Origin of the sequence: Mycolicibacterium novocastrense (genome assembly GCF_001570485.1) — a bacterium.
GTDB classification, from domain to species: domain Bacteria; phylum Actinomycetota; class Actinomycetes; order Mycobacteriales; family Mycobacteriaceae; genus Mycobacterium; species Mycobacterium novocastrense.
The window spans coordinates 25,171-47,015 of sequence record NZ_BCTA01000018.1 but is presented as its reverse complement, the minus strand read 5'-3'; the positions used below and the strand labels follow the sequence as shown (position 1 = coordinate 47,015).

Genomic DNA, 21,845 nt, shown 5'->3' with positions numbered 1-21,845 from the left:
GTGACAGCCGGGGTGCGGAATTACGTGGCGGACAACCCCTCAAACCTGAGGAAATCCGTGACCGCTGACAGTCAACCCCAGGATTGCGTGACACGTCATCGAAGCAGCGGGTTCGATCGCTACTGTGCACCGCGGGGATCGTTGGGTGCCAGCTCGCGCCGGTGGCCGGCGATTCGGATGATCTCGTCAGCGACTAGTAGTGGTTCGGTGATGACCACTTGATGATTCGACCGCGCCGCCTCGACGTGACGCGCACCCAATCGCACAGCCGCCCGACGGTGCGCCCCCAAGAACGCCTTACGGATGGACCTGTCGAAGATCGTCGACTTCATCCCTGAGATGACAGTGATCGGGGTGTCCCCGAGAACAGGCGGATTACGCCGCAGAGTCTGCAGACCCTGGATGAAGAACCGTTCCTCTTCGTCGGCCGCCTGGACGGCACGCACGGTGAGATCTTCGGTAACCAGATCGTGCACCACGTCCGCAGGCATGCCCGGCATGGCTCGCCGAACGGCCAGCGGTAGCAGGCGCAGGCGCCTCAGGACGCCGAGCACCCACCGGCCGGCCAGCACAATCCTCCGCAAATGTTTAAGCGACGACCCGCAGCAGACGTCGAGATGTTCGTCAGCATGGTCGATGAGCACCAGCCCTGCACTCAGACACGGATTCGCCGCTGCAGCAGCCAGGGCGATCGTTCCGCCGTAGCTGTGCCCGGCTAGGACGTACGGGGCGGCATCCACCGCTGACAGCAGCTGGGTGAGGTCATCGGCGATGCGCTCCAACGTGCGTGGTTCGGGGTCGTCGTCACTGCGGCCCAGGTTGGCCCGGTCATAAACCACGGTCCGGAATCGTTGTGCCACAAGGGGCTGCACGAGTCCCCACTCCGATCGTGAAGCGCCTAAACCCGATTCGAACACCACGGTGGGGGTGCCAGTGCCTGCCGTCATGTAGTGCAGCTTGCGCCCGTCGTGTAGGCGGACAAAGTGACTGCTGCCTAGGGTGTGTATCACCTATCGTTTTCCTGTCCCAGAATTCACCAGCCCCAGGGGTTGGTCGGTAACTACACTGTTGCTATACGATTTGGCAACCCATCGATGATCGCACCGACGTTCAATGGCCCGAGTGCGGGATCACGCGGGTCGCCGTCCACGCCCACAGCAAATCGAACCGATCCGGATACCCTAAGTCAAATCCATCCCCGTTGGTCTATAGGTCTAGCGGCTCGCTCGGAGCCCGGCTCGAACGTTATCGCCGGTCCGCCGAGCATCGACAGTGCGGCGATCGCGGCGATGGCTGAGCTGGCGATCACCGACCGCACCGGTCTTCGCCGGCACGCGGCGTGGGGCCACGCACTGCTTGGATAGCAGCAGCACGCAGGGACGGTCAGGCGGTGCGGTTTGGCTGGTGGATGATCAAGCACCTCTTCGGCTGGCCGCTAGGATATAAGCATTCTCGACCGCGGGGGTTCGGCGACGTGCTGGGGTGTTGCGCCCAAACGCCGTCATCGTCCGGATGGTGCCGCGGTAGCCTCTTTGCCGTCGGCAGCCGTACGTTGTGCACAGGTAGGGACTTGTCGTTATCGCTGGTTGCGCTTGATTTACGCTGAGGCTTGACGCGGTGATGCAGTTCGAGAACGGAAGGGCTTCCGGTTTGCCCAACATCAGATATCCCCATGAGACGACATTGGCCTTGGCTTCGGGTGTCACCTGCGTGACCACTTCCGCCGGGGCGGTGCTGTTGAATCCTCCGCGCAGTGAGAGGCTTACCCGTTTGACCGCTGATCAGATACTGGCGCTGAAAGCACTCAACGTCGGGGCGGCAACGGTGGCGGAGCTGTTTGGGGCAAAAAATGCATGCGATATGGGCGCGTTATTGGATCGCCTCATCGCCGGCGGCTGGTTGACGGTCAACGTGCGCGAGGAGGGGAAGCTTCTATACTCTATTCAGCCGTTCGGACAACCCGCACCGCGGCCGGGCGCGCCGTCGCAATCCGTTGTAATGTCGAAATACGCTGTGCTGCATCGGGCCACAGAGGGCTTTATCGTCGAGCATCCCTTGGCGTGGTGCGATCTGTGCATCTATGACCCACGTCTGCTCGTTTTGCTCGACGGACCATCGACGTCCGTTTCTGACCTCTCTCCTGCAGTGACATCGCAATTCGTCGAGGACCTGCGCTGGTGCGGCATCCTTGCGGCCTGTGGTCACGAGGACTCCAGATTTGAAACCGTCAGCTGGAGCGCACCGGATGTGTGGTTCCATCGCCGCAGCACGCTCGGTGAGCGCATCGTCACGTGGGAGCGTTTTGGTCCGACCAAATGGGCCAAGGGCCGATTCCCGCAGCCCCCGGCACGCCGTGCCAACTATTCGGGTGAACCGATCGTCCTGGCCGTTCCCGACTTGACGGCGAAACGGAGCCAAGACCCGTCCCTGACGGCCGTCATCGAAGATCGAGTCTCCACAAGGTCCTTCGACGACGGCGTCCCAATCAGCGTTGAACAGCTGGCGGAGTTGCTATACCGCACAGCACGAACACGGAGCGTCCAGCCGGTCGGTGAGGGCGAGGAACTCCTATCACGGCCATATCCTTCCGCCGGCGGCCTCTATGAGCTGGAACTCTATCCGGTGGTGCGAAATGTCGCCGGACTCGAACCTGGCATGTACCACTACGATTCATTCGACCACGTGCTGCGCCCACTGGCCGCAGCGGATCCACGGGCGGTGTCCCAGCTATTGAAACCGGCTTCCGCGACTCTGGCTGGAGGCGCCGAGCCGCAAGTGCTCGTCGTCATTGCCGCGCGCACCGGTCGCATCATGTGGACCTACGAGCAGGTCTCTTACGCGCTCATTCTGAAAAATGTCGGTGTCCTCATGCAGACGATTTATCTGGCTGCTACCGCGATGGGTCTTGGTGCCTGCGCTCAGGGATTCAGTGATACCGCAGGGTTTGTCGCGGCCACCGGGGTTGAGGAGTTACAGGAGTGCAGCGTCGGTAGCATCATTGTCGGCTCGCGTGCCAAAAGTCGGCCGCCGAGCCGTCCCTGAAACAAAAGCTCCTCATCAGTCTGTGCTGTGGCCTCGAGGGTAGTGGCGGGCGGCCACAGATAGTCGTTGCGACATGCCGGACCGGGCTTTCCCGTTATTCAGCCGCTCGGCAAACCGGCCCGCGTTGGCTGAGGCATTGATGTGCGCCAACCGCACGATCGAGCTCCGGTGAGTCGCGCTCCCACGCGGTTACGGTGGTGGCAGTGCCGAATCACCTCGCAAGCGCGAAGAAATCGTCTGACGCCGCCCCAAGCCTGGTCCCTCATGCCCGGCCGACTCGCGTCTCCTCGCTGCCAGAATTCTGTGGCGGCGCATTCCTTTCCTTGACCGGCCTATTCGCCAGCCAGCACGTCGATGCCGCGCCGCCAGAGGTCCGTCAGCCGGTCGATATCGGAAGGCGCGAACAGGGCTTCATTCCAGCACCAGTTGGTGATCAGTTGAGGGCCTTCGGATGAGGCGCCTACAAGCGCACCGATGATGAGAGCGAAATGCAACGGCAGATCGGGCTCGGGATCAATGGGGAGCGCATCGATTTGGGCTCCGGTGATCAGTGACCACGGTTGGCCCTTGCCACCGCCGAGGTCCATCCGGCCCATATAGTTGAACTGGACCTGGGGTTCGGAGGCCGCCCGCAACTCGGGCGTGCGCTCGACATAACGAAGCAGGCCGTAATCCAGACCGTCATTCGGGATCGCGGCAAGGTGGGTAGCCACTGAGTCGAGTAGAGCCCGAGCCGCACCTGGATCTTCTTCAGCCCGCTCGACATCGACGGCCGCCTCACCGACGCCCAGCCGTATCGGAAATGCACTGGTGAACCAGCCGACGGTGTTCGTGGTGTCGGTGCCCAGAATGGCATCAGCGCGGCCGTGGCCTTCCAGGTCGATGAGCGTGCCGGAAGCTGGATCGGCGCCACGCTCCTTCCGCCAACTCGCAATCGTCATCGTCATTGCGGCCAGCATCAATTCGCGCATCCCCTCCTCTCTGGTGAGTGTGGCCAGCAGGCGCTCGGTGACATGAACGGGTGTGACCACAGGGGTGACTCGCAGGCTGGACCAGATATCACGGGTTGGGTCGGGGTGCCGCACACCCAACGGGGGATCGGGTTCGCGTACCTGCGTGACCCAGTATTCGCGCTGGGCCGCTACCTCGGGCGTCGTGGCTCGTTGCCACATCAGCTCCGACCACTGGCGGTAGGAGGTGAATTCTGGCAAGATCTTCGGCGCCTCTCCCGAAGTCACCGAGCGCCAGGCTTCTGCGACCTCACCCAGCATGATGTGCCAGGAGACCACGTCCACCGCCAAATGGTGCGCGGTGAGCAGCAGCACCTGGTCCTGTTCGCTGCCGGAGAACCAAACCGCTCGCACCACCGCACCTGCCCGAGGATCAATCTCGTCAATGATCGTTCGTGCGGAATGGGTGATCGCCGAACGGAATTCGGCATTGGTCGATTTCGGCAACTCCACGCGGGTAAGCAAGTCGGCGGCGACGACCGCGCCGGGTGCGCGAGTAACCAAGCGCGGTCCACTGGGAGTATCGACCAGGATGGATCGAAGCATGTCGTGCCCGTCGAGCAGCAGCTGCAGCATCGACTCGATCGACGAGCGGTCGATTTCGGCGGGCAATTGAAGCAAAACAGTATGGGTGAAGCGGCGGTAATTACCGTGCTCGTACAGCCAGCACACCATAGGCAGTGGCATCACCTCACCGTATGCAGCACTCTCGACGGCGTTGTCCGGGCCGGCCGCATCGATCGTCGCCGCCAGTTGACGGATAGTCGGGGCGGTGAACAGCATCCGTGGACTCAATGTGAGGCCACGCCGACGAGCCTTGAGAGTTACCGAGATCGCCACGATGCTGTCTAGTCCGAGCGAGAAGAGGTCGTCGTCGACGTGCGGGACAATGCCGTTGAACTGTTCTTGGAACGTTTCACACAGCAACCGTTCAGTATCGGTGGACGCCGACTCCATCCCGTTTTCAGCGACGCGCGAGAGCGCGTTTTCTGCTAGCTGGTCGATCGCGTGGATATCCAGTTTTCCGTTGGCGTTCACTGGCAGCGTCGGTAATGCCAGGATACGGGCCGGGACCATATACGACGGCAGTCGGTCGGTGAGCGCAGAGCGCAGTCGGGCGAGATCTCCATCCGATTCCTCCTGCCACACAACGAAACAGACGAGGCTGGTGGCGCCGTCGCGACGCACGACGGAAACTGCCGCGTCGTGTACGTTCGGCTGACAGCGCAGCGCGGCTACGACCTCTGCTATCTCGACGCGGTAGCCTCGAATTTTGACCTGGGTGTCGGCGCGTCCCACATAGGAATAGCCTCCGTGCGCAAGGCGACGTACCAAGTCGCCGGTGCGGTACATGCGTTGTCCCGGGCGCAGTGGGTCGGCGACGAACCGAGCGGCGGTCATCGCAGATCTACCGGCATAGCCGCGGGCCTGCTGTACCCCAGACAGGTACAGTTCCCCAACGACGCCGTTGGGGACCATCCGCAACCTCGAATCCAGGACGTAGGCGAATGTTCCAGCGTTCGTGGTGCCGATCGTCGGTACTTGGTAGTCATTGACGGGCGCCACCACGGCCTCGACGGTCATTTCGGTGGGTCCATAGCAGTTGTACACCGCTGTGGGTGATAGGTCGCGCAACTGTTCCCACAGCGTGGGGTTGATCGCCTCGCCACCTAGGGCCAGTACCGAAAGACCATGATCGAGGAGTCCTGCCGCACGCAGCTGGACAAGCATCGAGGGCGTGGTGTCGATCATGTCGATCCGGTGTGCAGCAATTCCTTTCACCAGCCGATCGGCGTCGCGCATTTGTTCGGCGTCGAATAGATGAAGCGCATGGCCATCGAGCAGACCGACCATCGGCTGCCATGAGGCGTCGAAGCTCAAAGACCAGGCGTGCGCGATGCGCATCGGGCGGCCTAGGCGCTCCCAGGCGGTTCGGTAGACGCGCTCCCGATGATCAGCGAAATAACCGAGTAATGCGGCATTGGTCCCGATGACTCCTTTGGGTTCACCGGTAGAACCAGAAGTGAAGATCACATATGCACTGTGCTCCGGATGACGGCGCACCGCTGGCGCGACGGCGCGACGGCGCAAAATGCGCTCGGCTACAGCTGGGTCGTCGAGGACCAGCCTGGGCAGCTGCGTGCCGACCAGTTCGCAGAAGGACAATTGGGTGATAGCGAGTACCGGGTTGGCTTGGTGCAGAATGGATCCGATTCGAGCTTCGGGCAGCGTGATGTCGACCGGCAGGTAGGCGCCACCTGCGGCAAGCACCGCAAGGATGGCGACGATGGATCTGCTGGAACGTGCCAACACCAGAGCAACGACGCTCTCCGGTCCGACGCCGTATTCGGCAAGCTCCATTGCCAGCCGGCTTGCCTCGGCGTGCAATTCGGCATAGGTGTATGCCTCGGCGCCGTCGGTGGTCAGCGCAACGGCGTCAGGCGTGGCTCTGACTTGCCGCTCGAACGTTTCCCACACTGTCGTAGATGGGGCCGCAACGGGTTGCCCCGCAAGGAGTCCTGTGCGCTCCGCCGACGTAAGAATATCCAGTGCGTCGGCGCTGCCGTCGCCAATACCGGGCAGTTGCCGCAATACGCTGAGCAATCGCTCGCCGAGGTCGGCGGTTGGGAAATGCGCTAGTGCTCCGCGAATCGCTTCGACGAGCACCACGAGTTCGCCATCTCGCAGGTGCGAAACCACCGTCAACGGGTAGTGAGTCAAGCTTTCCATCTCTATGGGAGAGAAGCGCACTCCGTCGGGTGTATCGACCGTGCGGATCGCATCCTCGATCGGTGCGTTCTCGAAGACGAACAACGAATCAAACAAAGTCCCTCGGCCATGTTCACGCTGAATTTCTGACAGGCTGAGATAACCAACGTCCCGCATCGCCGACGTTTCGCGCTGCAACCGTGCGCATTGCTCGACCACCGAGTCGGTTCCGCTGAAGCGGTGCACAACAGGTACGGCGTTGATGAACAAGCCGACCATGGTCTCCACGCCGAGCAAGCTTTCTGGACGACCGGAGATGATGGTGCCGAACACTACGTCGCGACGGTCGGTGAGCCTGCTGAGCACGACCGCCCACGCGAAAAGCACTGCGGTGTTGAGTGTGAGACCGTTGCACCCGGCCCACTCCTGCAGTCTTACCGCGTCGGCCTCAGGCAACCGCAGTTCCCTCTTTTCCGGCACGTGATCGCCCGCCACGACGGTGCCATCGGCGACCATGAGCGGTCCGGACACGCCGCGCAAGTACTCAGTCCATTTCGCAGTCGCGGCGGTGCGGTCCTGTTGGACGAGCCAGGCGATGTAGTCCCGATAGGGACGTGGAGTCGGTAGCTCGTTGGCTGAGGCCCCGGCCTGGTACACGGCGAGCATCTCCATGAAGAACACGGCGAGTGACCACCCGTCCACCAGAATGTGGTGCGCGGTGAAGATCATCCGTCGCCTGGTCTCACCGGGAACGGTAAGTAGGGCGACCCGCAGTGCCGGCCCACGACTCAGGTCAAACGCGCGCCGTCGTTCCGAGCGTGCGATAGCGTCGAATTCCGTTGGCGAGGCAACCCGTTCAAACCACGGCAGGGTCGCCTGCGCGGGCACGACCTGCACCGGTTTCGGTACATCACGATCCCAGAAGGCGGCGCGTAGATTCGGGTGCCGGTCCAGCATGACTTGAGCGCTGCGGCGAAGCAACTCGAGGTTAACCGGTCCGTGGATATCCACAACAAACTGCATGCTGTAAAGGTCGAGGTGGTCTTCGGCCAGTCGGGATAACGCAAACAGCCCTTCCTGCAGAGGACTCAGAGCAAGAACGTCCTCGATCGGCCGCGGAGTCGGGGTCATGGCCGCGATTCACGACTCCTTGAGCCAGGATGCAGTGAGATCGGCCAGCGCATCGGGACTCAGGCCGGATGTGCTCATCGGCGTGTACTCGTGTCCTGCTACCGGACCGGTCTCTTCTGCAGCAGCCTGAAGAGTTGCGGCGTCGACTGCCGCCGCCAACTCGGCGATGGTCCTGTGTTCAAACACCATTGCCGGGGTCAAGGGCAGTCCCCGCTCGGTAGCCTGCGCCGACCACTTGATGGAGATGATGCTGTCGCCGCCGAGCGCGAAGAAGTTGTCATCGGGTTCTGCGCCGGTGATGTCGAGCAATTGCTCCAACAGGGTGATGAGGGCCCGCTCGGTTTCCGCGGAACCTCCTGTGACCGGTTCCAATTGCTGGACCACCTTAGGGGTTGGCGGAGCAAGAAGCTCCTCCACGGCGGCTGCGGGTAGCAAGTCCAACGCGGGTAGCCTGCAATCCGGCGTCGTCGCGAATGCATCGAGTGCGGCATTCAGAGCGTCGGCGATAAGCGCGACGCTTTGCGACTCGTAAAGGTCGGCATTGGCGACGATCCGCACGTCGAGTTCTCCACGCTCTGTCACGTTCATGCCGACGTCCAGATCCAGGAGTGACACATCGAAGTCCATTGACAGCGGACAGACCGTGGTTTCCCCGGTCTCGGTCAGGTCGCGCGGCATGAGCGCCCAATCCTCACCGCGAAAATGGATAAGGACTTGGAACAACGGATTCCAGGACCGCGAGCGCGGCGGGTTCAACGCTTCCACCAAGCGTTCGATGGGTAGTTCTTGATGCGCGAAGGCATCCAGCACCGTATCGCGGCTACGCGCGACCAAGGTGCGCAGGCTTGGATCACCGGACACATCGTTGCGCAGGACCACCACGTTGGCGAACAGCCCGATCAAATGCGCGGTGGCGGATTCGACGCGAGATGCGACTGGGCTGCCAATTGCGATGTCCGTCCCGCCGCCGAGCTTGTGCAGCAATGCTGCAAGAACGGCCTGATAAACCATGAACTCAGTGGCGCTATTCTGCTCGGCGAGCTGCGTAAGCGCCGATCGACGGGCCGCGGACACCGTGAAGCTCGCCACCTTGCCGCGCTTGCCGAGCACTGGCGGCCGTGAGTGGTCGGGCGCTACCGAGATCACATCGGGCGATCCGGCCAATGCTTCACGCCAATGAGCCAGCTCAGCCCGTCCCCATCCACTGGATGCATCGAAAGCATTTCGTTGCCACAGCGCGTAATCCGCGAACTGAAGGGGGAGCGTTGCCCACTGGGGCGGCTTACCCCTCATCCGCGCGCGGTAGGCGCAGATTAGGTCTTCGGAGAGGATGCCGAGTGAGGCGTGATCGCTGACAATGTGATGGACGATCAAGAACAACACATGCTTATCCGAGTCGAGCACCAGCAGGGTCGCACTAATCAATGGACCGCGCTCCGGCGTCAAGACGTGCCGACGCAACTCGGCCACCGTTTCGTCGAAGCGATCGGCCGTGATCTTGGAGATCGGTACATCCACGTGCACTTTCGAGTGCACCGTTTGGTATGGGACTCCTTCGTGTTCATTGAAATTCGTTCGTAACGGCTCATGCCGGGCCACCACGTCGTTCAGCGCCTCGGTAAGTGCGGCGGTGTCCAGCGGGCCTTCGACGCGAAGCGCGAACGGCATGTTGAAGCCGTCATGTGCGCCTTCGATTCGATATTGGAACCACGCAGCTAACTGCGAGTAGGATAGGGGGAGCCGTTCCGGGCGAATGGATTCGACTAGCGCGGGACGGCTCGATTGCGCTCCTGGCATTGCATCGTCAGATAGCTCTTCGGCCTCCATGTCGTCGAGATCAATGTCGAATTCGGCGCGGAACCGATCGACGAGCTGAGCCGCCAATCCGGCCGGGGTGGGAGCATCGAACACCGCGCGAACGGTTAGCTCAACGCCGAACTCGGCCCGGATTTGCGCGACCAAACGGGCCGCCAACAGGGAGTGGCCGCCCAGGCCGAAGAATGAATCCTCAGCGCCGACTCGTTGCGAACCGAACAGACCGGCGAAGATTGAGCACATTCGGCGCTCGGTGGGCGTCCTCGGCGCGCGGTAGCCAGGTAGCGCGATAGGCGTTGGTGCGGGCAGCGCCCGCTTATCCAATTTGCCGGCAACGGTCAGCGGAATCTCGGGTATCACCGCGAAGGCACTCGGCACCATGTACTCCGGCAGTACCGAGCGGGTGTGTGCGCGTATGCTCTCCAGATCCAATTGCGCAGTGCCATCGGAAGGCACCAGGTATGCGACGAGCGCGGGGCCGGCCTCGGCATTGTCCACGGTGACAAGGCAATGCCGCACCGATGGATGCGTCGCAATCACGGACCGAATCTCGCCAAGCTCGATACGGAAGCCGCGAATCTTGACCTGCTCATCGGTCCGGCCAACGAATTCCAGGTCGCCGGTTATATTGCGGCGGACTAAGTCTCCCGACCGGTACAGCCGCATGCCGGGGTTGAATGGGTCGGCGACAAACCGCTGTGCGGTCAGTCCCGGACGGCCCAGATATCCACGCGCCAACTGAGCACCACCGAGGTACAACTCACCGATCACCTCGGCCGGCACCGGCTGCAACTCTTCGTCAAGTACGTAGGCGTAGACGTTGCGGTTCGGCACACCGATGGGCACTGTGCGCGCGCCGTGCGACCCGTCTACCAGCTTGTGCGTCGAGCAGACGACGGCCTCCGTTGGACCGTAATGGTTGTGTAACTGAGCGTCGAAGTGGCTGGCGAATTTCGCGGCTAACTCGCCGGGAAGCGCTTCACCGCCGACCGGAACATGACGCAGCGACCGCCATTGTTTGACCTGCGGCAGCATCAGGAGAGTGCTCAGCATTGACGGCACCACGTGGAGCACGGTGACGCCGCGGCGACTGACCAGATCGGCCAGGTAGTCGACGTCACGTGAAGCCCCGGCGTCGGCGAGGGTGGGCATGATCAACTGTGCGCCGAGCGACAACGTGATGAAGATATCCGCCAATGAGGCATCAAAGCTCACTGACGACGATTGCAGCCAGCGGTCTTCGGCGGTCATGGAGCACTCGGCGATGAAACCCTTGACGTGCTCGGAGATGGCCCGATGTGAAACCGCCACGCCCTTGGGTCGGCCGGTGGAGCCGGAAGTGTAAATGACGTAAGCCAAGTGCTCGGGGAGCAGCGGAAGTGATCGATCGGCATCGGTCAGTGCTGCGTCAGACAGCTGCGCGGCGGCGATCTCAGCGGACTGAAACTCCCGGGGCCCGATAACCGTCTGTGGGCGGGCATCGGTGACCAGGTAATCAATGCGTTCGGCAGGGAATGCCGGGTCGATGGGCAGGTAAGCCGCACCGGCTTTGAGTGCGGCGAGCGAGGCGACGATGAACTCGATCGATGTCGCAATGCGCAGGCCGATGATGTCGTCAGCACCGAGGCCCTGCTGGATGAACCAGCGTGCCAAGCGATTCGCGCGCCGATGGAGTTCGGCATAGCTTAGCTCAGTCTCGTCCGAGGAAAGCGCCACAGCGTCCGGTGTGGCAGCTGCGGCCGCTTCGAGGATCGCGACCATCGTGATGGCGGGCGTGTCGACGAGTTCGCCGTGCGACCGTGCCAGGATGGTTTCTCGCTCCCTGGGGTCGAGCATGTCCAGACGGGTGACACGGCGTTCCGGCTCGGCCAGCGCGTTGTCCAACAGCTGTAGGTAGTGAGTCACCATCTGTTCGACGAGCGCACCGCTCAGCACATCCCTCTGATACTCGACTTCGACTAACACGCCCTGCGGGTCCAACACGATCGCCAAGGCAAGCGGAAGCTGCGCGGCGACCGCGCCCAGTTCGAGCTGTCGTACAGCGACGTCGCCCAAAGCGAATCCGCTATGGCTTTTGCGCATACTGAAACCCACCCTGACCAGGCGGTCCAGGCCATCGTGGCCCATCCGGTCCGGGTTTATTTCGCGGACCACTCGATCGATGCCGACCGACTTGTGGGCGAAGCCGCTAAGACAGGTTTCGCGCACGGCGTCCACCAAAGAGGTGAAAGTGTCGTGGGCTCGTGGGCTGATTCGTAGCAAGAGCGTATTGCCGAAATACCCGATGGCAGCCTCGGTCCCGGGCCTGCGATCGGTGACAGGGACGGAAACCAAGAAATCCGCTGCGCCGGTATGGCGACGCACCAGCACACCAAAGGCCGCCAGTAGCACCATAAAAGGGGAACCGGAGCGCTTTCGGGCGAAGTTTTCGATCCGGTTGAAGAGGCCTGCGGGCAGCGCCCGAGTGTGACGTTCGGCCCGCCGAGACGGATGCGCGCCACCTGCGTCGAGACTCTCCAGCGCCTCGGGTAACGACCGCAATGTGTCAGCCCAGTAGCCGATGTCGCTAGTGCTGGGTTCTTCTGAAGTCTCGAGCACCTCGACCGCGATAAATTGTGGTGCGGGCCGACCCAGCTGGCGACCGTTGTAAGCATCGTTGAGTTCGCGGAGGAAGATAGCGCAGGAGTCCTCATCCCAACAGATGTGATGCGCGACAAGCAACAGTACGAACTCTTCCGTACCGATACGTATCAAGTTGATGCGCAGCGGCGGCTCGTTCGTGAGATCGAATGGCCGGCCGAACTCGTCTCGCGCTAAAGCCTCGATTCGCCGTTCGCGTTCCTCGTCGGTAAGATCGGTCAAACCATCTGTCCGCCAACCGGGTTCGGCACCATCGTGAAAGACTTGATATGGCTCACCCTGGTTGTCCACGCCGTAGGTTGTGCGCAGAATAGCGTGGCGCGCCACGACATCATAGAAGGCGCCGCGCAAGCGTGACTCATCCAAGGCACCTGTCAGTCGGTAGGCAACACAAATGTTCAACGCGGTGTCGGCGGGGTCCATGGTCTGCAGGAACCACATCCGGCGCTGACCAACTGATAGCCGGTAGCGCTCTCCCGCACAGATGCGCGCCGGATCGGCCGTCCTTTTCGCTGCCAGACCCTTTTCGGCTATACGCCTTCGCAGCAGTTCGAGACGACGTTCCTGCAAAGTCTCGGCATCGTCGACCATCGCTCGTCTCACCCCTGATTTCAGTTCGCTGGATCGTTCAGACTCTGCTCGGTTCTGCACCACAGGGCTGTAGCACCATCGACACGAACCGAATCATGGGAAGTCCTCTCTTCCGAGCGTTCGTAGAGCTGCCTTAGGCTAGCCTAAAGTAAGTCGATGGCTCCCGCGGCTGTTGCGGCTGTCGCGTGAGGGAGCTGGAGACACCTACCCCATGCGCTCATGGCGACCATGCGGGCCGTTCGGTTGGAGGTACGTCGTGGATGCGCTGAACGTAGGGCGATACCGCGCAGCACTGGATCATCAGGCGTTCTCGGGAGAGTTCACGCTGCGTCGGCTCGACCTCGACCGCGACCTCGATCTGGTGCACTCATGGATGAATGACCCTGAGGTGGCCCGTTTCTGGCGGAAGCCATGGGCGCGACACCGGATCGCGTCCTATCTGCGCCGGCAGCAAGGCAGCGACCACCTGGCTCCATATCTGGGCCTGCTGGATGGTGTTCCGATTAGTTACTGGGAGCTCTACCGCGCCGATCTCGATCCGCTCGCCGAGTACTACGCCGCACACGAACGCGACGCCGGCATGCACATGCTGCTGGGGCCGGCCCCGTACCGCGGACGGCGACTGGGCATTGACTTGCTGCAGACCGTATCGACTTGGCAACTGGAAGCAGATTCTCGCGCCACACGAGTGGTCGCAGAACCCGACGTCAAGAACGCGCGAGTGATCCGGGCTCTCGAACGCGCCGGATTTCGACGCATCACGGACCTCGATCTGCCGGATAAGCGCGCTGCGCTCATGGTCCGTGACCGAGAGGGGATGAGCACTTCGGTTCGCGCAGCAAACCGGGAGGCGAACAGCCCGGAACCGACCACGGAAGATGGAAGCTTATGTTAGCCTCAGCTAAGTCACGAACGTGGGAAACGATAACAACCACCAAGCCGGGTTGCAGAATGGCGGCGACGGATGGGCGAGAGGTTATAGTGCATGCCGCGCATAGAGGGGTGGTTGAGACAATTTCACGAGCCGGATTCCCCCGACAACATGACGTTGCTGGTGTTTCCGCATGCCGGGGCTGGCGCGTCGGCCTACCGCGAATTCTCCAGGATTCTGAGCGCGGAGTTCAGAGTCGTTGTCTTTCAGTATCCCGGGCGCCAGGATCGAGCGACCGAGGCGTCGTTGAACTCGCTTCCCGAGATCGCCGCCGGAGCATTCCGTGACTTCTCGAAGTCGGAGCACAATCGCGCAGCTCCGCTAATCGCATTCGGCCACAGCATGGGAGCTTTGGTGGCCTTCGAGTTTGTCCGGATTGCAGAAGCGAACGGGATCGATGTGCGGCACCTTACCGTCTCGGCGGCGGTAGCTCCCTCAAACGTCGCAACCAAACCACCGCATCCCAAAGACGACGAGAAGATCTTGAATCATCTTGCGGCGCTCGAGGGCACCGACACGGATGTGTTTGCAAGCCGAGAAGTGATGAGGCTGGCACTTCCCGTGATAAAGGCGGACTACAACGCCTTCGACGCGTACTCCTGCGCCGAAGGCATCAAGGTAGCGGCTCCGATTCATGCTATCGGCGGTGATTCGGACCCGTATATCACGTTGGGTGATCTCTACGGGTGGCGCAAGCACACCGACACGGTCAAGGTAACAATGTTTGACGGTGGACACTTCTATTTGAAATCGCACATCGACGCTGTTGCGGAGTTGTTGGCGGCGAGCGCACAATGTGAGCAGACCGCGTGAGCCTCAGCGAATCTACCTCCACGACAACGGTCGACCCTATCGTCATTTCCGGCATGGCTGTCGAGGCGCCTGGAGGAATCGACAGCCCCAACGCCTTATGGTCAGCCTTGGCCGAAGGAAGGGAGTTGCTCACCCCCTTCCCGCGCAACCGCGGCTGGCCAACCGATGATCTGCTGTCGGTATCCGAGCTAGACGGGTGGGGACCCGTTTGCGACGCGGGTGGTTTTCTCGACGGTGCCACGACATTTGATCCGTCCTTCTTCGGCGTCACCCACCGCGAGGCCGTCGTGATGCACCCCCAACAGCGGGTGGCGATGCGGGTGGCATGGAAAGCACTTGAGAATTCTGGCGTTAATCCGGGCACGCTTGAAGGCGCGGACGGTGGATGCTTCGTCGGCATGTCACCGATGGAGTACGGCCCACGCGCGGCGGTCGCCGACGCCTACAGCGGACATCGGATCGCCTCGTTGGGACAACTGGGGGCCGCCGGCCGGATCTCGCATTGCCTGGGACTGACCGGTCCATCGATCTGCGTCGATACCGCATGTGCATCCTCACTGACCGCATTGCACCTGGCCGCGACAGCAGTGCGAGACGGCGAGTGCGAATGGGCACTTGCCGGCGCGGTGTGCGTGATGGGGTCCCCTGGTGCGTTCTACGAATTCGCCAGACTCAACGCGCTTTCCAGTGACGGGCGCTGCCGCGCGTATTCGGACGACGCAACCGGGACCGTCTGGGGCGAAGGCGCCGGAATGGTTCTCATCGAGCGTGAATCCCGAGCGCGTCAAATGAGACACCGGATCTATGGACAAATCCTGGCCATCCGCACCAATCACAACGGGAAAGGTAAGCCGATCTTGGTTCCTCGGGTGCGCGCGCAGGAACAGGTCATCCGTAAGACGCTCGACGCTGCGGGAATTGACCCAGCCGATGTGGGAATGATCGAAGGACACGGGACCGCTACCTCGGTGGGCGACCCAGTGGAATTAATTGCCCTTTTCAACACTTACGGCGCGGCGGGATCCCATGCGCTCTTAGGCTCGATAAAGGCGAATGCCGGCCATGCCCAGGCCGCATCCGGGATCCTCGGACTGATCAAACTGTTGCTCGCCGGTCAGCACGGTCAAATTCCGCCGACCCTGTTCTCGGACAACCCCACTCAGACAGTGGATTGGGATCTGACGGGCGTGCGGCTAGCGACAAAACTGCACCATTGGGAGCCCAAAGGCGGCGTCCGCTACGGTGCCGTTTCCTCGTTTGGTGCGGGAGGCGCCAATGCACACGCGATCATCGCCATGTCCTCGAGTGAGCAAAGTGATTCCTAGTTATAGACTTCCGAACGGCACCACCCCCGTCCTGCTGTCGGCGGATACCGCCGATCTGCTCGTCGACGAGGCCGCGGGCCTTCTTTCTTATGCTGCAGATCATCCAGACGTGGCACCTGACCAGATAGCCGAAATGTTGTTTCGGACACGGATAGCTCGCCGGCGCCGCGCGCTGGCGATGGTGACCAGCCGCGATGATCTGCTCAGCGCCTTACGGGCACTGGTTGATAGACGAGAACATCCGTCGTTGATCCAGACCAACACGACCGCCACCACCCGTAAGGTGGCCTACGTCTTTCCCGGGCAGGGCAACCAAAGGCCAGGGATGGGGCGGCTCTTCTATGAATCGATTCCCGCATTTCGCGCCGAAGCGGACCGCTGCACCGAGGCTTTCCAGAGGCAGTTCGGTGAATGTCCGCTCAATTACCTTCTCGACGAACACCTTCCGTCCGATGACAGTGCGGTGACCGTTCAGCCGGCATTATTTACTCAAATGGCCGCCCTGGCCGCAACGTGGCGTTCATTCGGCGTGACACCGAATGCCACTATCGGACACAGCCAAGGTGAGATCAGCGCGGCCTACGTTTCGGGTAAGATCACTTTGGCTGATGCCGTCGTCGTTGTCGGGATCCGCGCACACTTCGCCGACACATGGGCCTCCGATGATTACTCCATGGCAGTCGTCGCCGCCGACCGGGACGCCTGTGAGGATTCGATCGCGCGTTGCTCGGGTTGGGCGCAGCTGTCGGTGGTCAATTCGACTGGGATGCATTGTATTTCGGGTGAACGGGAAGCGGTGCAGGCAATCGTGGACGCCTTTGTCGAGAATGGCACGTTCGCTCGAGTCATTCCCGTCCAATATCCCGCACACACCAGTTTGATGCATGACCTTAGTGCCGAGGTACGTGCCACGGTGCAACGGCGACTGCAGAATCTTGTGTTTGTCGACTCCGAAATCGACTGGATCGGAGCAACTCTTGGCAGCTCGGTCGACCAAGGATTGCCCGTCGACCAATATTGGTTCTGGAACCTCCGCAACACCGTTCGGTTCGACAAGGCAATCACGGAAGCGGTGCGGCGCAACGTCGACACGTTCGTGGAGTTGGCCGAGCACCCGACACTACAGCTGGCGATTCAAGAGAATATGGCCGGGCTTCGGGACACGAGCTCGGCCGTCGTGGTCGGCTCGTCAGAGCGAACGGCCACGGATCTCAACGTGTTGACACGCAATCTCGCGAACGTCGCCGTACATGACTTGGACTACTCATGGGAGTGCCTGCGCACTGGATCTGACGAAACCGTCTCGCTTCCATTACGTGCTTTTCCCAACACCCGGATGAATGAGATACCGCTGTGGCTGCCATATGACGAGGCGCTGCCCCGGCGCGCCGCTCAGACCTCCGCCGTCGATCCGGTCCCAGTGCCTGCAGACTCAGCCCGTGAGTCGAGCGCGCAAACCACGCCGGCGCGCCTTCTCGTCGAGGAATGGGTTCGGCTGTCGAAGCGCTCACTTGTCCCACCGCGTGACATCGGAATCGTCGACCACACGACAACTTGCGCGGGTTTGGCCACTGCCATATGCGCTGCAGCCGGTGAAGCTGGCGCCGCGGCTCGCATGATCGACAATGAAAGTGGCGGCGTCGCAAGTCATTTCAATACACTTGTCATACTGCTTCCGCAATCGCCGAAGATGGACGACGTCGCCGCCGCGGCCGCAGTCACGGAATTCTTTTCCAACCGCACGTGGTGGCCGGGAGTCACTCATGTAGGTACGGACTGCTGGCTAGTGACGGTGGGCGGTGAGGCGGTCGTCGCTGACGACGCACCACCGGATCCGGTGCACGCAGCGGCAAGTGCGGGGTTCCGCAGCATTGGCGCCAACTATCCGGGCGTAGGATTCCGGCACCTCGACCTGCCGGGCGGATCCACCGCCTCAGACTCGGGGCGTGCGGTCGTCGCGGCCCTGCACACCGCCGAAGAATCGGAATTGGCTTTCCGCAATGGGGGTCTATACGCCAAACGGATCGTTGCTTGCGACAGCTCGGCAATCCAGTCCGATTGCGTGCCCTATGAACATGTGCTCATCGTCGGGGGAACGGGGAAACTCGGTCTCGAATTCTGCGACCACTTCGCACACTGCGGCGCTCGGCGAATCACGCTGGTGAGCAGATCGGGCGGGGCCGCTGCAGTCGCGGACCGACTCCAGGGGATCCGTTCGACCACAGCCACGCAAATCTGTGTCATGAAGTGCGACGTAGGCGACCAGGCGGCAGTATCGCAACTGGCTGCGGAGAACCAGGGCGCCCCGGCTGATCTGATAATCCACGCCGCTGTCAACTATTCGGCTATCGAACTCGAGGACATTACCGCCACGAAGGTAGACGATGCCTTGCGGGCCAAGGTTATCGGCATATCGCGGGTACTGGAGGCGTTCCCGCGAGCGGAAAACTGTCGCGTCATTCTGTGCTCCTCAGCGAGAGCGACAATCGGCGGACGCGGGCAGGTGGTTTACTCGGCTGCCAATCGGATGCTCGACGCCATAGCGCACCGACTCCGCACCGATGGTTTGGACTGTGTTTCGGTGCAGTGGGGTCAGTGGACCGTTCATTTCGACCTCGATGAAAGGAGTATGGCGCAGCTTGCGGCCATCGGGGTCGTCCCGATGTCTCCGAGCGATGCAATCGCTTTGGGAATGAACCGGCTGGGCAGGAATGCCATCGTCGGGGCGTTCGATTTCGCCCGAGCACGATCGGTGCTGGGTGAGTTCGGCTACGGCCCGCTAGTTTCACAGCTGATCAAGCCCGACGTCGATGACCCAACAACCGACAGACCCGTTGAGCCGGACATGCACCCGCGACGGTTGATTGATCTGTTCGCCGAATCCATCGGTATCGATCGCGCCGAGTCGATTGATACCGATATCCCCATGGTGGCGATCGGCCTGGATTCGTTGCAGGCGCTAGAGTTACGTCGTCGCATTAAGAGCGAGTTCAATCACGATCTCGAGGTATCGGATCTGCTCGGAGGGGCGTCCATAGCTGATGTCGCCGCGCAGCTGAGCGCACAGGAATTGTGGCAACAGCCGCTCGGGTAACTCCCGCAACGGCACGATGCCGAAAACGGTGTCAACGGTCAACGGTCCTGTCAAGATTGACGGCCCCGCAACCGCAACGAGCCGTTTGAGCCAGCGATCGTGCCAAAAAGACCCGTCGGCCTAACCCCACCAATTCCGTTGAGTTGTAGCTTTATTCGCGCGTCATGTCTACCGGCGATATCGAGGCGCACATGGCCGAGTGTACGGCGCGTCGGTGTCGCGGGAACTGATTGCCAGCTCACCGAGGCGTCGTGGTCGATGAAATCAAGCCTGGCAGTCCCGCCCGCTCGACGAAGTCTATGGACCCTCTACATCGACGGGCTGCGGCCCATCGGCGAGAACGTGGTCATCACCCAACCAGGTGGCTTATCTGGCCATCGAAGTGGATCTGGAGGGCCGCAGACACGCCCTTGGGGTCTGGATCTAAGGCAGCGAGGGCGCGAAGTTCCGGCAGAACATCGTCACAGACCCGAGTAACCTGGCAGGGGTCGATTTCAGCTGCCGTCGACATCTCCGGCTTCACCGTCCTAACCGAGATGTGCGGCGACGCAGAAGCCGCTCACCTCGCCGGGCGGCTGGTCGACCACACGAGACTCACTGGTCGCCGGTGTCATCCTGGTGAGCAGCATGGGACCAGCCCTTGATGCTGCACGCCAGCGGGCCTAAGTAGATGATGGCGACGATCGCAGCCTAGCTGACGGGCCGCGGCCGAAAATGGCTTCCTCGGCCTGCGAGCCGGAACGCAGCACGGGAGCGCCATCTAACGCGCTCGACTTCTTCAGTTACGTCGTCAACACCGCCACGGATCACCGCACTCACCTGCGCCCGGCCAAACCGTGATCACAGAACCGGTCCTGCCCGCGTGTGACGGCATGGGCCTCATAGCAGACCCGTTCGGGCCACCGCGTTGCGCAACATCACGTCTCCGTGGCGGTAAGTCATGCCGCTACCACCACCTGGTATCGACTGACCCACACCGCTGCGTCCACATCGATCACCCACGACCAGTCGCCGCTTATGTCACGACAATCATGACATTCGCTTCTGCTCCCACCGAGTTCAGCGATGCGCGCGTTCACGTCCCCCGACGACGGTGGCGAACCAAGCGCGTAGGTGGCGGAGCCACTGCGCCTGCACCTCGAGGGCCGACTTGATGCTGACTTCTCGCATCGGCGCAAGCGCGAGGGAGGTGGGCCGCCCCTCCACGGACTATACCCCTAGGGGTATATTAGGAGGCAATCGGACAAATACCCCGTCCGTACTGAGGAGTCGCTGTGATTGGCGATGAGCAAAGCATCGCGCTGGTATTGAACAGGTTGCGCCGCGCTCAGGGCCAGCTTGCTGGCGTGATTTCTATGATCGAGCACGGGCGCGACTGCAAGGACGTCGTTACGCAACTGGCGGCAGTCTCCAGAGCGCTCGACAAGGCGGGATTCAAGATCGTCGCCACCGGCCTGCGGCAGTGTCTTTCCGGTGACACTTCAGAAGACGAGGAGCCAATGACCGAGGCAGAGCTGGAGAAGCTCTTTCTCGCGCTGGCCTGACGAAAGGACATCAGATGACCTTGGCCATCTCTACCACCCTCCACACATACTTTGACGACGCAGTCGAACGGACTCGTAAAGCGTTGTCAGATCACGGCTTCGGCGTACTGACCGAGTTCGACATGAAGGCAACCCTGAAAGCCAAACTTGGCGAAGATATGGAGAACTACCTGGTTCTCGGCGCATGCAACCCGCCGCTGGCCCACTGTGCCATCGGCGTGGACCGCCAGATCGGATTGCTGCTGCCCTGCAACGTGGTCGTGCGTACGGGTTCGACCGACGGAGTGGTGATCGTTGATGCGATGGATCCGCAGCTTATAGTGCAGGTCGCGGACCAGCCGCGACTGGCGCAGGTGGCCGACGAGGCTGCCGCGCGGTTGCATGCGGTCATTGAGGCGCTGGCGCATTAGCCATGACGCTGCCCATCACGCTTGCCCTCGGCGCCGTCATCGGCGTCTTCTTGGGCTTGCTCGGTGGCGGCGGCTCCATCCTGGCTGTCCCGGCGTTGGTCTATGTGCTGGCCGTCCCGGTGGAGCAGGCCATTCCGATGTCGCTGGTCGTGGTCGCCGTAGCCTCTGCGGTCGGCGCGCTGCCCAAGGTCCGCGCCGGGCAGGTGCAGTGGCGACTGGCAGGGGTGTTCGCCGCGGCCGGTATCCCCGCGACGTTTGTCGGAAGCTCGATCGGCCGGCACCTGCCGGAGTCGGTGCTGCTGCTGGGGTTCGCCGCTGTCATGGTGATCGCCGGCATACGCATGGTGATGGATAACGCCGATACCGGAACCGCCTGCACGGTCGGCGATTCGGGCATCAACTGGCGTCGCTGTGCGACTCGGTCAATCCCGGTGGGACTGGCAGTCGGCGTGCTCACCGGCTTGTTCGGCGTGGGTGGCGGCTTCCTCGTCGTCCCGGCGTTGGTGTTGCTGCTCGGTGTGCAGATGCCCATCGCCATCGGCACATCGCTGTTGATCATCGTCGCCAACTCTGTTGCCGGTTCGCTCGCGCACGCGAGTCAAAGCAGCATCGACTGGATCATCACCGCGGCGTTCGTCGCAACCGCCGTCGCGGGATCGTTGATTGCCGGTCAGGTCGGTACCCGGTTGGACACCGGGCGAATTCAACGCTGGTTCGCCTACCTGGTGTTCGCGGTCGCCGCATATGTGGTGGTCGACATCGTGTTCCTGCGCTGACGCGCCAGCAACAA

At 62.0% G+C, this 21,845-nt stretch carries 11 protein-coding genes and 1 pseudogene; 9 read left to right on the top strand and 3 right to left on the bottom strand.

Annotation, left to right across the window (positions count from 1 at the left end):
* Window positions 1–119: 119 nt before the first annotated feature.
* The gene (locus RMCN_RS05550; protein ID WP_165604415.1) at window positions 120–947 is read right to left on the bottom strand and encodes an alpha/beta hydrolase; all 828 of its coding nucleotides are present in this window, start codon (window positions 945–947) and stop codon (window positions 120–122) included.
* Between the two features lie 673 nt (window positions 948–1,620).
* Between RMCN_RS05550 and RMCN_RS05545 the strand changes: the two genes are divergently transcribed.
* A complete protein-coding gene (locus RMCN_RS05545; RefSeq protein ID WP_067387775.1) occupies window positions 1,621–3,042 on the top strand; it encodes a SagB family peptide dehydrogenase in 1,422 nt (473 codons plus the stop codon).
* Between the two features lie 332 nt (window positions 3,043–3,374).
* On the opposite strand, the gene RMCN_RS05540 is transcribed toward RMCN_RS05545, so the two are convergent.
* Both RMCN_RS05540 and RMCN_RS05535 read right to left on the bottom strand, forming a co-directional pair.
* Entirely contained in the window at window positions 3,375–7,892 is a 4,518-nt protein-coding gene (locus RMCN_RS05540; protein WP_067387757.1) for a non-ribosomal peptide synthetase, read from the bottom strand.
* A gap of 9 nt (window positions 7,893–7,901) precedes the next feature.
* Window positions 7,902–12,938: a non-ribosomal peptide synthetase gene (locus tag RMCN_RS05535; protein ID WP_067387756.1), complete on the bottom strand. Its 5,037-nt coding sequence runs from the start codon at window positions 12,936–12,938 to the stop codon at window positions 7,902–7,904.
* A gap of 256 nt (window positions 12,939–13,194) precedes the next feature.
* On the opposite strand from RMCN_RS05535, the gene RMCN_RS05530 reads away from it, so the two are divergent.
* The 8 genes and pseudogenes from RMCN_RS05530 to RMCN_RS05500 all read left to right on the top strand — a co-directional run bounded on the left by RMCN_RS05530 (window position 13,195) and on the right by RMCN_RS05500 (window position 21,831).
* Entirely contained in the window at window positions 13,195–13,833 is a 639-nt protein-coding gene (locus tag RMCN_RS05530; protein WP_110765759.1) for a GNAT family N-acetyltransferase, read from the top strand.
* A gap of 90 nt (window positions 13,834–13,923) precedes the next feature.
* The gene (locus tag RMCN_RS05525) at window positions 13,924–14,682 is read left to right on the top strand and encodes a thioesterase II family protein (protein WP_067387755.1); all 759 of its coding nucleotides are present in this window, start codon (window positions 13,924–13,926) and stop codon (window positions 14,680–14,682) included.
* Window positions 14,679–16,007, top strand: a complete 1,329-nt coding sequence (locus tag RMCN_RS05520) for a beta-ketoacyl [acyl carrier protein] synthase domain-containing protein (protein ID WP_263987683.1) — start codon at window positions 14,679–14,681, stop codon at window positions 16,005–16,007. Before RMCN_RS05525 ends, RMCN_RS05520 begins: the two co-directional genes overlap by 4 nt.
* Window positions 15,988–19,101 carry a nocobactin polyketide synthase NbtC gene (gene nbtC, locus RMCN_RS05515; RefSeq protein WP_234787582.1) on the top strand — a complete coding sequence of 1,038 codons (3,114 nt, stop codon included), beginning with the start codon at window positions 15,988–15,990 and terminating at the stop codon, window positions 19,099–19,101. The genes RMCN_RS05520 and nbtC overlap by 20 nt, the downstream gene beginning before the upstream one ends.
* Window positions 19,094–19,525: pseudogene (locus RMCN_RS32210) on the top strand (transposase); the annotation flags it as partial. The gene nbtC and the pseudogene RMCN_RS32210, both read left to right, overlap by 8 nt.
* Window positions 19,526–20,375: 850 nt before the next feature.
* On the top strand, window positions 20,376–20,645 hold the full coding sequence (locus RMCN_RS05510) for a metal-sensitive transcriptional regulator (RefSeq protein ID WP_067387753.1): 270 nt from the start codon (window positions 20,376–20,378) through the stop codon (window positions 20,643–20,645).
* Between the two features lie 14 nt (window positions 20,646–20,659).
* Window positions 20,660–21,055, top strand: a complete 396-nt coding sequence (locus tag RMCN_RS05505) for a DUF302 domain-containing protein (RefSeq protein WP_067387752.1) — start codon at window positions 20,660–20,662, stop codon at window positions 21,053–21,055.
* A gap of 2 nt (window positions 21,056–21,057) precedes the next feature.
* A complete protein-coding gene (locus RMCN_RS05500) occupies window positions 21,058–21,831 on the top strand; it encodes a sulfite exporter TauE/SafE family protein (protein WP_067387751.1) in 774 nt (257 codons plus the stop codon).
* Window positions 21,832–21,845 lie beyond the last annotated feature (14 nt).

Bases quoted from the DNA above. Each gene is read 5' to 3' on its own strand.
- RMCN_RS05500 (WP_067387751.1), top strand. From the start codon at position 21,058: ATGACGCTGCCCATCACGCTTGCCCTCGGCGCCGTCATCGGCGTCTTC.
- RMCN_RS05505 (WP_067387752.1), top strand. From the start codon at position 20,660: ATGACCTTGGCCATCTCTACCACCCTCCACACATACTTTGACGACGCA.
- RMCN_RS05545 (WP_067387775.1), top strand. From the start codon at position 1,621: ATGCAGTTCGAGAACGGAAGGGCTTCCGGTTTGCCCAACATCAGATAT.
- RMCN_RS05525 (WP_067387755.1), top strand. From the start codon at position 13,924: ATGCCGCGCATAGAGGGGTGGTTGAGACAATTTCACGAGCCGGATTCC.
- RMCN_RS05550 (WP_165604415.1), bottom strand. From the start codon at position 947: ATGACGGCAGGCACTGGCACCCCCACCGTGGTGTTCGAATCGGGTTTA.
- RMCN_RS05535 (WP_067387756.1), bottom strand. From the start codon at position 12,938: ATGGTCGACGATGCCGAGACTTTGCAGGAACGTCGTCTCGAACTGCTG.
- RMCN_RS05540 (WP_067387757.1), bottom strand. From the start codon at position 7,892: ATGACCCCGACTCCGCGGCCGATCGAGGACGTTCTTGCTCTGAGTCCT.